At 67.4% G+C, this 12,493-nt stretch carries 16 protein-coding genes; 4 read left to right on the forward strand and 12 right to left on the reverse strand.

What is annotated here, in order from left to right; all coding sequences use genetic code 11:
* Window positions 1–3: 3 nt before the first annotated feature.
* The gene (locus MRAB57_RS26560) at window positions 4–1,251 is read right to left on the reverse strand and encodes an HNH endonuclease signature motif containing protein (RefSeq protein WP_077089990.1); all 1,248 of its coding nucleotides are present in this window, start codon (window positions 1,249–1,251) and stop codon (window positions 4–6) included.
* Window positions 1,252–1,351: 100 nt separating this feature from the next.
* Here MRAB57_RS26560 and MRAB57_RS26565 point away from each other — a divergent pair, with 100 nt between their 5' ends.
* Both MRAB57_RS26565 and MRAB57_RS26570 read left to right on the forward strand, forming a co-directional pair.
* Window positions 1,352–1,831 carry a hypothetical protein gene (locus tag MRAB57_RS26565; RefSeq protein ID WP_077089991.1) on the forward strand — a complete coding sequence of 160 codons (480 nt, stop codon included), beginning with the start codon at window positions 1,352–1,354 and terminating at the stop codon, window positions 1,829–1,831.
* 115 nt (window positions 1,832–1,946) lie between these two features.
* Window positions 1,947–2,954: an IS481 family transposase gene (locus MRAB57_RS26570; RefSeq protein ID WP_108638077.1), complete on the forward strand. Its 1,008-nt coding sequence runs from the start codon at window positions 1,947–1,949 to the stop codon at window positions 2,952–2,954.
* Here MRAB57_RS26570 and MRAB57_RS26575 read toward each other — a convergent pair.
* From MRAB57_RS26575 to MRAB57_RS26600, 6 genes are all read right to left on the reverse strand, one after another.
* Window positions 2,951–3,406: a flavodoxin family protein gene (locus MRAB57_RS26575; RefSeq protein WP_077089992.1), complete on the reverse strand. Its 456-nt coding sequence runs from the start codon at window positions 3,404–3,406 to the stop codon at window positions 2,951–2,953. The two genes, MRAB57_RS26570 and MRAB57_RS26575, sit on opposite strands and share 4 nt — an antisense overlap.
* Window positions 3,403–3,867 (reverse strand): hypothetical protein, encoded by a 465-nt coding sequence (locus MRAB57_RS26580; protein WP_077089993.1) that lies wholly within the window; start codon window positions 3,865–3,867, stop codon window positions 3,403–3,405. Before MRAB57_RS26580 ends, MRAB57_RS26575 begins: the two co-directional genes overlap by 4 nt.
* A complete protein-coding gene (gene dapB, locus MRAB57_RS26585; RefSeq protein WP_077089994.1) occupies window positions 3,864–4,601 on the reverse strand; it encodes a 4-hydroxy-tetrahydrodipicolinate reductase in 738 nt (245 codons plus the stop codon). The genes MRAB57_RS26580 and dapB overlap by 4 nt, the downstream gene beginning before the upstream one ends.
* 67 nt (window positions 4,602–4,668) lie before the next feature.
* Window positions 4,669–5,022, reverse strand: coding sequence for a DUF732 domain-containing protein (locus MRAB57_RS26590; RefSeq protein ID WP_173813974.1), 354 nt, complete (start codon window positions 5,020–5,022; stop codon window positions 4,669–4,671).
* Between the two features lie 69 nt (window positions 5,023–5,091).
* Window positions 5,092–6,171, reverse strand: coding sequence for an NAD(P)H-dependent amine dehydrogenase family protein (locus MRAB57_RS26595; protein WP_077089995.1), 1,080 nt, complete (start codon window positions 6,169–6,171; stop codon window positions 5,092–5,094).
* Between the two features lie 4 nt (window positions 6,172–6,175).
* Window positions 6,176–7,201 (reverse strand): aromatic ring-hydroxylating dioxygenase subunit alpha, encoded by a 1,026-nt coding sequence (locus MRAB57_RS26600; RefSeq protein WP_077089996.1) that lies wholly within the window; start codon window positions 7,199–7,201, stop codon window positions 6,176–6,178.
* A gap of 170 nt (window positions 7,202–7,371) precedes the next feature.
* Between MRAB57_RS26600 and MRAB57_RS26605 the strand changes: the two genes are divergently transcribed.
* Window positions 7,372–7,950 (forward strand): TetR/AcrR family transcriptional regulator, encoded by a 579-nt coding sequence (locus MRAB57_RS26605; RefSeq protein ID WP_425436829.1) that lies wholly within the window; start codon window positions 7,372–7,374, stop codon window positions 7,948–7,950.
* A 15-nt stretch (window positions 7,951–7,965) separates the two neighbouring features.
* Entirely contained in the window at window positions 7,966–8,484 is a 519-nt protein-coding gene (locus MRAB57_RS26610) for a GNAT family N-acetyltransferase (protein ID WP_077089998.1), read from the forward strand.
* A 12-nt stretch (window positions 8,485–8,496) separates the two neighbouring features.
* Here the strand turns inward: MRAB57_RS26610 and MRAB57_RS26615 are convergent, their stop codons facing one another.
* From MRAB57_RS26615 to aldR, 5 genes are read right to left on the reverse strand one after another with little or no spacing between them, the layout of a single operon-like run.
* Window positions 8,497–9,618, reverse strand: coding sequence for a PDR/VanB family oxidoreductase (locus tag MRAB57_RS26615; protein ID WP_077089999.1), 1,122 nt, complete (start codon window positions 9,616–9,618; stop codon window positions 8,497–8,499).
* Window positions 9,570–10,484 carry an alpha/beta fold hydrolase gene (locus tag MRAB57_RS26620; protein ID WP_077090000.1) on the reverse strand — a complete coding sequence of 305 codons (915 nt, stop codon included), beginning with the start codon at window positions 10,482–10,484 and terminating at the stop codon, window positions 9,570–9,572. The genes MRAB57_RS26615 and MRAB57_RS26620 overlap by 49 nt, the downstream gene beginning before the upstream one ends.
* Window positions 10,485–10,487: 3 nt before the next feature.
* Window positions 10,488–11,396, reverse strand: a complete 909-nt coding sequence (locus MRAB57_RS26625; RefSeq protein ID WP_077090001.1) for a metal-dependent hydrolase — start codon at window positions 11,394–11,396, stop codon at window positions 10,488–10,490.
* A gap of 57 nt (window positions 11,397–11,453) precedes the next feature.
* Window positions 11,454–11,915: an SRPBCC family protein gene (locus tag MRAB57_RS26630; protein WP_077090002.1), complete on the reverse strand. Its 462-nt coding sequence runs from the start codon at window positions 11,913–11,915 to the stop codon at window positions 11,454–11,456.
* A gap of 36 nt (window positions 11,916–11,951) precedes the next feature.
* The gene (gene aldR, locus MRAB57_RS26635; protein ID WP_077090003.1) at window positions 11,952–12,467 is read right to left on the reverse strand and encodes an HTH-type transcriptional regulator AldR; all 516 of its coding nucleotides are present in this window, start codon (window positions 12,465–12,467) and stop codon (window positions 11,952–11,954) included.
* Window positions 12,468–12,493: the final 26 nt, after the last annotated feature.

The raw sequence follows: 12,493 nt of genomic DNA on the forward strand, positions 1-12,493 counted from the left end.
CACCTAGTTGGTTGTAGGCGGTGGTTGCGGGTGGAAGGGTTCGTACCACCACCAGTCGGCGCGCTCGCCGGTAGGTCCGGGACACGGTGAGACAGCGGGCGGGGCCAGGTTGGGCGGACGCGCGAGCGATCCTGAGTTGAGCCGTCGGCCGGAGCTGTCGGTGACAACGAGATCGTCTGCGGGCCCGGTGATCGTGATGACGCCCCGGTGGTGCAACCGGTGGTGATAGGGGCATACCAGCACCAGGTTGGCCATTTCGGTGGGGCCGCCGTCCTCCCAGTGCCGGAGGTGGTGCGCGTGCAGACCGCGGGTGGCACCACAACCCGGAACCGCGCACGTCCGGTGACGGTACTCGAGCGCGCGGCGAAGCCGCCGGTTGATCTGGCGGGTCGCTCGCCCGGCTCCGATGACCTCGCCGTCGCGCTCGAACCACACTTCGCAGGTGGCATCGCAGGTCAGGTATCGGCGGTCGGCGTCGGACAGCAGCGGGCCCAAATGCATTGCCGCGGCACGCTGCTCGACATCGAGGTGCACCACCACGGTGGTGTGCTGCCCGTGGGGGCGGCCGGCCGCCTCGGCGTCCCACCCGGCCTCCACCAGGTGCATGAAAGCATCGACGGTGGTGGGCAACGGGGGCCTGCAACCTGAGGCGCGCTCGTCGTTGCCGTGGTCGCGCTTCCACTGAGCGAACAGCGCATCACGATGCGAGGCCAACGCCGCGTCGAACTTCGCCGCGTCGTGGTGGGGAAGGGTGATCCGGTAGCAGCTGGCGTGCTCACCTGAGGTCTTGGTGATCGAGCACTCAGGCTCTGGAAGGGGGTCGGGTTGCGGTCGCGGTTCCAGGTTGACCGCGGTGCGCAGCTGGTTGACGGTCGCGACCGCGGCGAGCTCCGCGTAATGCTCGTCGGATCCCTCGCCCGCCCGGGCCGCGATGACGCCTACCTGATCGAGCGACAGTCGACCCTCGGCCATGCCCCGCGCGCAGCGAGGAAACTCCTGCAGCCGGCGCGCCACCGTGGCGATAGTGTGGGCATTTGCCGAGGACGAGCCGAGCTTCCAAGCCACCAACGCCGGCACCGAGCGCGCACCCGTAGCACCCCACAATTCGTCGCGCTCGATCTCGGCGACGATCTCTACAGTGCGCCCGTCAATCGCGTTGCGCTGACCGGCCAACTCCGCCAACTCCTCAAACAGCACATCCAGACGTCGCGGAACGTTTTCTGCCAGCGCAGGCGCAGCGGTCGAGAACATGACGACATCATCGCAGCCGGGTACGACAAGTTTCGGCGCCGAACGACGCCTAGCCGGATCCGTACAAGCGAGGTGCGGACCCGTGCCTCATGCTGGAGTCATGAACCAGCGCATGCCGGGCAATGCCGTGGCGACCGCCGCCGTCTCCTTTGTCGGCTACACCGCGGTGATGCTCGCACTGGATAACCGCATGCACCGCGGCGGCGGAGCGGGAATGATCGCATTTGAACTGGCCGGCAACGCATCTCGAGCCCAGGACATCATGACCCGGTGGGGTGCCGACGGCCGGCGCGCGGCGCGGCTGTCCCTGTGGCTCGACTTCGGCTACATGACGACCTACGGCGCGCTGACGGCGCTCCTCGTCGACCGGGCACGCCGGCGGCGCGGCCATCCGGCGATCCTGCCCGCCGCGACGATCGTCGCGGTCGCCGCCGATGCGGCGGAGGGGGTTTCGCTGCTGAAGGTGCTCGACCACACCCGCATCGGCGTTCATGCGCGGCGCGCCCGGACGGCGGCGCTGATCAAGTTCGCAACTCTCGCGGGCTGCCTGGGCTACGTCGCGCGGGAATCCGTCGGCTAGTTGTGATGTCCAGGGAGGTTGTCCCTCCCGTTATCGGTGAGCCTGTGTGACAGAGAAGGCCTCCGGTTGTGAAGTGGAGCTGTCTAGGAACCGCTTCACTAACCAGGAGGCCTTCGTGTCCCACGCTAACGCTGCACTGACACCGCGTGCTCGTTTGAGGCTCGCGCAATTAATTGTTGATTGTGGCTGGACCTATGCCGCGGCAGCCAAGATGTTCATGGTTTCGCCGCGTACCGCCAGGAAGTGGACCGATCGCTACCGCGTCGAGGGCCCGCTGGGAATGATCGACCGCAGCTCGCGTCCACGTGTCAGCCCTGCCAAGACCCCGTCTGCGCTGACCCGTCAGATCGTGGATCTGCGCTGGCGGCATCGGCTAGGGCCGGTGCAGATCGGCGGGCGCCTTGGAGTGCCGGCTTCGACGGTGCACGTGGTGCTTACTCGGTGTCGTATCAATCGGCTGTCCTACATCGACCGCGTCACCGGTGAGCCGTTGCGCCGCTACGAACACGCCTATCCCGGATCGCTGATCCATGTCGACGTCACCAAGTTCGCCAACATCCCTGACGGCGGCGGCCATAAGTTCGTAAGCCGACAACAAAGCAAACGCAATGCCATCACCACCGGCCACCGCACCGGTAAACGTGGCAGCCCGGCCCTGGGTTATCGCCCAAGGATCGGAACGGCGTTCGTACACACAGTGATTGACGATCACTCCCGGATCGCTTACGCCGAGATCTGCACCGACGAAAGGGCCCTCACCGCCATCGCCGTGCTGCAGCGGGCAGTGGCATGGTTCGCCGAGCGCGGCGTCACCATCGAGCGAGTGCTGTCCGACAACGGATCGGCCTATCGTTCTTACGCCTGGCGCGACGCCTGCACCGCGTTGCGCATCACCGCTAAGCGAACACGCCCATACCGGCCGCAGACCAACGGCAAGATCGAAAGATTTCACCGCACCCTGGCCGACGGATGGGCCTACGCCCGACTCTACGAAAACACCGCACAGCGCGACGCCGAGCTAACGGGCTGGCTCCACTTCTACAATCACCACCGAGCCCACTCCGCCATCGGAGGCCGCCCACCGGTCACTCGACTGACCAACCTCCCTGGACATCACAGCTAGTCCATCAACTGGGCGGCGACCGTCGCCCCGAGCTCCCAGCACGCCTGCAAATCGTCCTTGCTCGGCTTGCCCGAAACCACCACTGTCTCAGCGGCTTTGGCCCAGCCCAGGCCGGTCGTGATGGTGTCCACGGCCCGCTCGGCGCCCTCGGTGCCCTCGTTGCCGTGCAGGTACAGCCCGAAGGGTCTGCCGCGGGTGGAGTCGAGCAGTTGGTAGTACGCGCAGTCGAACGCGTGCTTGAGCGCACCCGAGATGTAGCCCAGGTTCGCCGGGGTGCCCAGCAGGTAACCGTCGGCGGCCAGCATCTCGGCCGGCGCGACGGTCAGCGCGGGCCTGCGCAGCACCTCCACGCCCTCGATGTCGGGGTCGGTGGCACCGGACACCACCGCCTCGAACATCTCGTGGGTGTGCGGCGACGGCGTGTGGTGCACGATCAGCAGTGTCTTGGTCATCGGCGCCCCTGCATTCCTACCGCGGTCTTCATCGCTTCCCGCGCGCGGCGGCGGTCGCCCGCGTAGTCGTAGGCCCGGGCCAGCCGATACCAGCGCCGCCAGTCGTCCGGTTCGGCCTCGACCTCGGCGCGCACGGTGGCGAACAGCGCATCGGCCGCGTCACGCTCGATACGGCCGGACGGGCGGCGCGGCAGCGCGCTGACGTCGAGTTCCATGCCGTCCTCGGCGGCGAGCCGGGCCAGCTTCTGGTGGGCGAACCCGGCCCGCACGGTGGCGATCATCGCCCACAACCCGATGCCCGGCATCACCAGCAGCGCGACCCCGAGACCGACCGCGGCGGGCCGGCCCGAGCCGATCATCGCGATGGCCAGGTGGCCCAGCAGCACGAAGTACGTCACCATCGCCGCGCACAGGAACGCGATCAGCAGTTGGATGCGCACGGCGCGCGATGCCCTGGTCATTGCAGGTTGAGCAGCGGCTCGATACCTATCGTCAGGCCGGGGTGTTCGTGAATGTGCCGCACGGCCAACAGCACCCCCGGGACGAAGGACGTCCGGTCCAGGCTGTCGTGGCGGATGGTCAGCGTCTCGCCCTCGGTCCCGAACAGGATCTCCTGGTGGGCGACCAGCCCGGCCAGGCGTACCGAGTGCACCGGGATCCCGTCGACGTCGGCGCCGCGCGCACCGGGCAGGCCGGTGCTGGTGGCATCGGGGTTGGGCGGCAAGCCTTTTCGCGACTCGGCGATCAGTTTGGCGGTGCGCGCCGCGGTGCCCGACGGGGCGTCGGCCTTGTGTGGGTGGTGCAGCTCGATCACCTCGACCGAGTCGAAGAACGGCGCCGCCTGCTTGGCGAAATGCATGGACAGCACCGCGCCGATCGCGAAGTTAGGCGCGATCAACACCGACGTCTTCGGGCTGTCGGCCAGCCAGGACTCCACCTGCGCGACCCGCTCGGCGGTGAAGCCCGTCGTACCGACCACGGCGTGAATTCCGTTGCCGATCAAGAATTCCAGGTTGCCCATCACCACGTCGGGGTGGGTGAAGTCGATGACGGCCTCGGTGTTGCCGTCGGTCAGCAGGCTCAGCGCATCGCCGGCGTCGACCTCCGCCGACAGGGTCATATCCTCGGCGGCCCGCACCGCGGCCACCATCGTCGACCCGACCTTGCCCTTGGCTCCCAATACGCCCACTCGCATGGCATTCACCCTAGACGGGGACCGGCTGCGGGCTAATGGACGGTTGGGCGCCGCACACGCGCGACGCTCAGTGATACGGGCAGAACATCTCTTCCGAGAGGTTGATCATGGCGGTGGCGTCGGCGAAGTTCACGCCTTTCGGGCCAAGGTTGGAGTGAACGTCCTGGGCGAGCGCGTCCTGCGAGAAACCATTCCAGCGATCGATGCAGACCTGGTGCCCCATGTTGACGACGTCAGCGTCCTCCTGCGGCGTCGGCCAAGTGAAGCCGAGGCCGCGCAGTCTGTTCAGGAAGTCGACGTCGTGGGTGGTAATCGCGGAGGCGGTCCCAGCGGTACAAAGCAGCACCGCGCCAGCCATTACGGGCGCGGCGAGTCCGGCCAACCAACGTCGTGCAGCCATCTGACGCATCTCCTTCTTCACGGGTGCCGTCATTGTGGCGGCTCAAAGCGGCAACCGCATGTCGAGGAGAAAAATTGTCGGCTTTGGCGGCTACTTCTTGAACCGCCCGGCGAAACCGCGCAAGGGCAGGTCCGCGCTCGTGATGAGCCCTGGGCGCGCCGCGACCACCGACCTGATCGCCGCGAGAGCGGGCATGCCGGTCACCGTCATGCCGATGGAGGCAAAATTGTCCGGATTGGACAGGTCCACCCCGGGCTTGGGGAAGATCATGTGCTTGTTGTAGACGCACGGATCGCCCTTGATCTGAGTGATGTAGCAGCCCTTGATATCCCAGTGCGGATCGGTGTGCGGGGTCATCTGCCATTCCAGGTGCGTCTCGACGCGGGGGACGCCGTCGACCATGCCCTGGTATTTGATGTAGTTGCCGCCCAACGATCCCTTGGGCAGGGTGTACCAGCCCAGGTCGACGTCCTTGGTGCAGGCACCCAGCTCGTAGCTGAACTTGACCTCGTCGAGTTTGAGGTCGAAGCAGTCGGCCATCAACAACACGCTGTCGGCGAAGACCCGGGTGTACTTCTCCAGCTTCGACGGGATCGACGGATCGTCGACCGGCAGGCCGTAGCCCACCTCGATCCAGGTGTCCTTGGAGTGATGACACGACACGTCGACGGATTCGATCGTCGTGACGTTCTCGATGTCGGCAACGTCGGCCGAGCACACCACGCCGAGGATCTGGTTGAGCCCCGGGTTCATTCCGGTGCCGTAGAAGGTCGCGCCGCCCGACTCGGCGGCCTCGGCCAGCAGCTGGCTGACCGGCTTGCCGGACGGGTGCGGGTGGTTGGTGTCGCGGTGCCAGCCGGTGATCCAGTCGGCGGTGGTGACGATATCGATGCCCGCCTCAAGGACTTTGACATAGAGGTCCTCGTCGGGGAACACACCGTGAAACGTCAGCACGTCGGGCCTGGCCGCGATGATCTCGTCGATGGTCCCGGTGAACTTCACCCCGTTGGCACCCACGCCGGCGAACTCGCCCGTGTCCTTGCCCACCTTCTCGGCCGAATAGGCATGCACACCAATGAGTTCCAGGTCGGGCTGGGTCGCGATCCGCTTGATCATCTCCGTACCGACGTTGCCGCTTCCGACCTGGAAGACGCGAACGGGTGCAGTCATGCATTCAGCCTTTCTGGGTTGCGGCATACACGTCGGCGGCGCTGCCACCGATGCCGTCGGGATAGAACTGCTTGGCCCACTGGCGAATTGCCGTGAAGCCCTCGTACTCGTCGGTGGCCAGCGCGGGCGGATCCGAATAGCGCTGGTGCCGCCAGATCTCGATGTCCTGCTCGAACTGGCGGATCACTTCCCGGCCGAATTCGTCCGCCTTGGCCGCGGCGCGGGCCTGATCCTTGTGCGGCGTGCGGCCGATGTAGACCATGAACCGCACATCGGAGGTGAACTCGTCGACCGGCGTGATCGCCGAGATGGTGCGGTTGTCGATCATCCCCCAGCTCTTGGTCACCGCGATGCCCAGGCCGCCGTTGATGGCCTCCACCCCGCTGTTGACGTCCTCGATCCTCTGCCCGTCGTCGCCCTCGAAGGTGATCGTGAAGTCGACGAACGACACCGGCTCGCCGAAGTCGTGGCGGGTGAAAATCGGCACGATCGGGGTGTTGTGCACGTACTTGAAATGCGCGAAGTCCACGCCGTTTTCGAGCACATACTGCGGATGCAGTTCCAGGTGCTCCCGGTACAGCCGCTGCTGCGGGTAGTAGCCGTCGACACCGCTGCCGTCCCCGAAAGCGGCGAACACGTCGGGCACGTCGAAGTACGGCTCGCGACGGTCGATGTCGTGCCAGATGTAGACCGACTCATTGCGCTCGACCACGGGATAGGTGCGCATGCGGCGACCCCGGTTGGGCCGGTCCTGGTACGGGATGCAGACATTGCGGCCCTCGGCGCTCCACTGCCAGCCGTGGAACGGGCACTGCAGCACCTCGCCGACCACCGTGCCGCCGTAGCCCAGGTGCGCGCCGAGGTGTTCGCAGTAGGCGTTCATCACCGTGAGCTCGCCCGACTCGGCGCGCCAGGCGACCATCTCGGTGTCGAAGTACTTCATCTTGTGCACGTCGCCGACGCCGATCTCGGCCGACCAGGCGACCTGGAACCAGCCCGTCGGTTTCATCGACAGCGGCGGCTTAGCCATCGGAGCCTCCCTCCACGCGTAGGAATGATAAGCCGCATCCCCCAGAAATCAAAGTACCCTCTATGAAACTTGCGCCGAACCGTTAGTCTGGTCAGATGACTCGGCAGGCTAGCGAGGCCGGAATCGCAGGCCGGCGCCCCAATCGGCGCGGCAGCGCGACGCGCGAAAGCATGCTCGAGGCGGCGCTGCGGTCGCTGGCCTCGGGCGAACCGGGTTCCGTCTCGGCCAACCGGATCGCCAAGGAGATCGGCGCCACCTGGGGCGCCGTGCAGTATCAGTTCGGCGACACCGACGGTTTCTGGGCCGCGGTCCTGCACCGCACCGCCGAGCGGCGCGCCGCGACGTTCACCACGCTGTCGGCCCCGGTGCGACCCGGCGCGCCGCTGAGCGAGCGCGTCAGCGCGATCATCGACACGCTGTACAACGGCCTGGCGTCGGCGGATTCGCGCGCGATCGAAAACCTGCGGGCCGCCCTCCCCCGCGACCCCGGCGAGCTGGAACGGCTCTATCCCCGCACCGCCGCCGAATTGTTCTCCTGGGGCAAGAGCTGGCTGGAGACCTGCCAGAGCGCGTTCGCCGGCCTCGACGTCGACCCGGGCCGGGTGCGCGAGGTGGCCGCGCTGATCCCGGGCGCGATGCGCGGCCTGGTCTCGGAGCGTCAGCTGGGGTCGTACGCCGACATGGAGATGGCCCGCGCCGGTCTCACCAACGCCCTGGTCGCCTATCTCGAGCACTCCCGGGTGGACTGACCTTAAGGTGGCGACGTGAAGTCTCCCGACGTCAAGATCCGCAGGGCCGAACCGACCGAGTTCGAGAAGGTCGCGGAGATGCACTACCCGGTGTGGCGGCAGTCCTGGTCCGGAATCATCGAGGATTTCATGCTCGACCTGATCGCGACGCCGAAATTCTGGGCCACCGTGAGCTACCCCGACGCCGTCAGGCGCCTCGGCTGGGACATGTGGATCGCCGAGTCCGGCGGAAAGATCCTGGGGATGGCGATCTTTGGGCCCGACGCCGCCATCCCCGATGCCCTGTACATCGAGGCCCTCTACACCTGGGAGCAGGGCCGCAAGCTCGGCATCGGCGTCCGGCTGCTCAACAAGGCGGTGCGCTCGCATCCGTCGGGTGACGTGATTTTGTGGTGCGCCGAGCGCAACAGCAGGGCGCGCCAGTTCTACGAGGACAACAAGTTCGAGCTCGACGGCCGCAGCTACACGTGGCATCCGCTGCCCAGTGTGGACGTGCCCCATGTGGGCTACCGCCGGGCGGCGGCCCAGGCCTGAGCCCGTCCGCGCTCAGGCGTCGATCACAACCCGCCCGGCGCCGGCGCGCGATACGCACACCAGCATCTCGTCGTCACCCACCGCGGTGCGGCCGCGGTGATCGACCTGTCCGCCAAGCACTTTGACCTTGCAGGTGCCGCAGAATCCCTGCTGGCAGGAGTAGGGGGTGGTCGGATCCTGGTCGAGCAGCACGGCCAGGGCGGAGCGATCGGCGGGAACGGCGAGCACCCGGCCTGACCGGGCCATTTCGAGCTCGAATGCAACCCCATCGACCACCGGCGGCGGGCTGAACCGCTCGTAATGCAAAGGCGCGTAGGCATGTTCGTGACGCGCCAGCCGCACCGCCTCCAGCATGCCGGTCGGTCCGCACACATAGACTGCCGTCGCAGGTCCGGCCCCGGCCAGCAGCTCGTCGGCACCAGCCATGCCGCCACGCTCGTCGTCGGCCCACACCGTCACCCGGTCGGGCGCCACCGAAACGACTTCGTCCAGCAGCGGCATGAATTCGCGGCCGCGTCCGGCATAGATTGCGCGCCAATCGATTCCGCGCTGCTGGGCCACCCGGATCATCGGCAGGACCGGCGTCACACCGATGCCGCCGATCACGAACAGCGCCTCGCGCTCCGAGGTGCCGAGGTAGAAGGCGTTGCGCGGGCCTTCGAACATCAGCGTGTCGCCCACGTCGAACGCGTCGTGCATTTCGATCGAACCGCCACCGCCGTCGGCGATTCGGCGAACCGCGATGCGGTAGTCGGTGCGCCGCCCCGGCGGACCGCACAGCGAGTACTGGCGTCGCCGCCCCGAGGGCAGCTCGACGTCGATATGCCCGCCGGGCGTCCAGGACGGCAGCAGCCCGCCGCCCGGATCGGCCAGCGTCAGGACGACGACGTCGGGCGCGACGAGTTCGCGCTTCGTGACGACCGCAGCCTGCGTCCGCCGCACCGGCCGCACCCACGACGGCTCCCAACGGGTGACCGATGAGAACCCGTCGAACAGCGCCCGGATTCCGCACAGCACCGCGCCGAGGCGGTCGCGGTCGCGCCGGCCGTAGAGGTCGGGCGGCCTGCTGGCCCAGAGGCTTTCGGTCACGGCAGGTGCCGTTCGATCGCGCCGTCGGTGTTGCGGTCGACCCATTGGGCGGCCAGTCCCGCGATGACCGCGGGGTGCGAGGTCACCACCCAATGCCCGCCCTCGATCGGAACTACGTTGCTGCCGGCGGGAATTGCGCCGGTGAACCGCTGCAGGGCCGGCGTCACGAAGAGGTCCCAGCGCGGCACCAGCACCTGGATCGCGACGTCGGTCGTCGGCAGCTCGCGCGAGAGCAGGCTGCCGACCATGTTGGCCCGGTACAGGTTCAGGCCGTTGAGATAGTCGTCGATCGAGCGTGGCGCCCTTGGGCGTTGACGACGAGTGCCCGCGCCGCCGATGCGTTCGGCAAGCGCGACGACCGCCACGCCGATCCGGGAGTGGAACGACAACTCGGGCACCAGCGGGCAGAGGAAGAACCCGATGTACGCCGACGCCAGCAGCTGTCGGATGACCTGACCCAGCGACCGGAGACCGCGCACCGACCGCAGGAATGCTCCCGCGTACTGCAGGTGCGGGCCCGACACCGACGTGAACGAGGCGACCTTGCCCATCACCGATTCGTCGGTGACCGCCGCCCACGCCTGAATCGAACCCCAGTCGTGGGCCAGCAGGTGCACCCGATCGACCCCGAGGCTGTCGATTACCGCGCCGACGTCGGCCACCACGTGGGCGAACTCATAGCCGGATCGCTTTGCCGGACGGGATGATTCGCCGGCGCCGCGCACGTCGTAGGCCACCACGTTGTACCGGCCGGCGTAGTGCTGGGTGAATTCGTCGGCGACCGCATCCCAGAGATGGTGGTTGTCCGGCCAGCCGTGGATGGCCAGGATCGTCGGCCGCCGCGGGTCGATGCCGGTGTAGGCGTGCACGGCCAAACTCACACCGTCGGGGGCGATTACGTGATTCGTCATCGATCAGTGCGACGCCCGCGCGGCGGGTGAGACGGCCAGGTAGTCGACCGCGAGTCCGAGCCCGCCCAGCTGCGACGGGTGGAACCCCGGCCGGTAGTAGTCGGCGATGCCCCGCACGAATCGCAGCGGACCGGGCAGCAGCCCGCGCCGCGCCGCACTGAAGTAGTCGCGCCAGCGCGGCCTGGCGCCCGGCGGCAGCTGCGGGTCCACCGAATAGAGGTAGCGCACCCCGCGGATCCACAACAGCAGCATCGCCGGCGAGACGACCAGCTGCGCGCGCACCTGGCGCCAATACCCGGCCCGCAGGTGCTTCATGGTGTCGAAGGCGACCGCCTTGTGCTCGACCTCCTCGGCGCCGTGCCAGCGGAGCATGTCCAGCATCACCGGGTCGGTGCCGATGGCGTCGTGGGCCGGGGTGTTGAGGATCCACTCGCCCAGGATGGCGGTGTAGTGCTCGATCGCCGAGATGAACGACACCTGCTCCACCAGCCAGCGGTCCTGCCGCCGCCGGCTCCACCGCGGCTTGGGCCCCAGGATCTTGTCGAACATCCACCGGACCTGGTCGGTGTACGGCGTCACGTCGACACCCTGCGCGACGAAGCGATCGACGACCCCGGCATGCGCCTGCGAGTGCACGGACTCCTGGCCGATGAAGCCCTGAACATCCAGCCGCAGCTGGTCGTCCTTGATCAACGGCAGGGCCCTCTTGAACACCTCGACGAAGAACTCCTCACCCGCGGGCAGCAGCAGGTGCAGCACGTTGAGCATGTGCGTGGTGAACGGCTCGCCCGGCACGTAGTGATACGGCAGCTCGGCCCAGTCGAACTCGACGTCGCGCGCCTCGAGCACCAGACGCTCGTGGTCCAGCGACGAGTCGTGCGGACCCGCCGCGCGGTCATCGACGGTGAACATCACGCCCAGTATAGGTGCGCGTCGAGATATACGGAACCGCCGGTACCGGGTTTTCTGCTACCCGGTTTCGGCGCGCTGCTTGAGGCGCTGCAGCGTTAGCTGGATGTGGTGGGTGTTCGCGGCGACCCGGTCGGGGACGCCGGTGGCCTTGCCCGCGAGCTTGCGGAACCACCCCGGCCTGCGGTCCCAGGTGCTCTCGGTCACCTCGCAGCCGCCGTCGGTCGCCACGATGTCGTACTGCCAACGCGCAATGGGAAAGACCGTATGCCGGACGTCGAACGCGAACCGGCGGCCCGGGTCGGCGTCGGTGACGGTGCACTTGGTGGTCCAGCGCCGGCCGCTGTTCTCGTTGTTGCCGGTGAACACCGCGCCGGGGGCAACGGCCTCGCCCTTGCACAACCGCATCGCCACGGCCTCCTCGGCCAGCGACGCCAGGGTGGGCAGGTCGGTGATGAGCCCGTAGACCACGTCGGGGCGGGCATCGATCGCGACAGTTTCCGACACACACGGGTCAATCATTCGTGGATCATAGCCATCCGCCGGATCGCCGACGGCCTAGATCGGTGCGGCCCCACGCAGGTGCTCGAAGATCAGTGACGTCTGGGTGCCGGCCACGTCGGCGTCGGCGTTGAGGTTCTCGACGACGAACGAGCGCAGGTCCTCGGTGTCGCGGGCCGCGACGTGCAGGATGAAATCGTCTGCGCCGGCGAGGAAGTAGACGTCGCGCACCTGTCGCTTGCCCCGGATCTGATGGATGAAGCTGCGAATCTTGCCGCGGGCGCTGGACTGCAGGCTGACCGAAATCATTGCCTGCAAAGGCATTCCGACCGCGACCGGGTCGATGTCGGTGTAGAAGCCGCGGATGACACCGAGGTCCACCAGCCGCCGGACCCGGCCATGACAGGTCGACGGCGCGATGCCGACGGCCTCGGCCAGCGCGTTGTTGGTGATGCGCGCATCGGCGTGCAGCAGGCCCAGGATCGCGCGGTCCACGTCGTCGAGATCAGCGGGCCGAACATCCTTCGGCCGGCCCGCGGATCTGTCGGTCAATTGCGTCGAACTATCAGCCATATCGCCAATATATAGAATCTTCCTCA

Origin of the sequence: Mycobacterium rhizamassiliense (assembly GCF_900157375.1) — a bacterium.
Classification (GTDB): Bacteria; Actinomycetota; Actinomycetes; order Mycobacteriales; family Mycobacteriaceae; genus Mycobacterium; species Mycobacterium rhizamassiliense.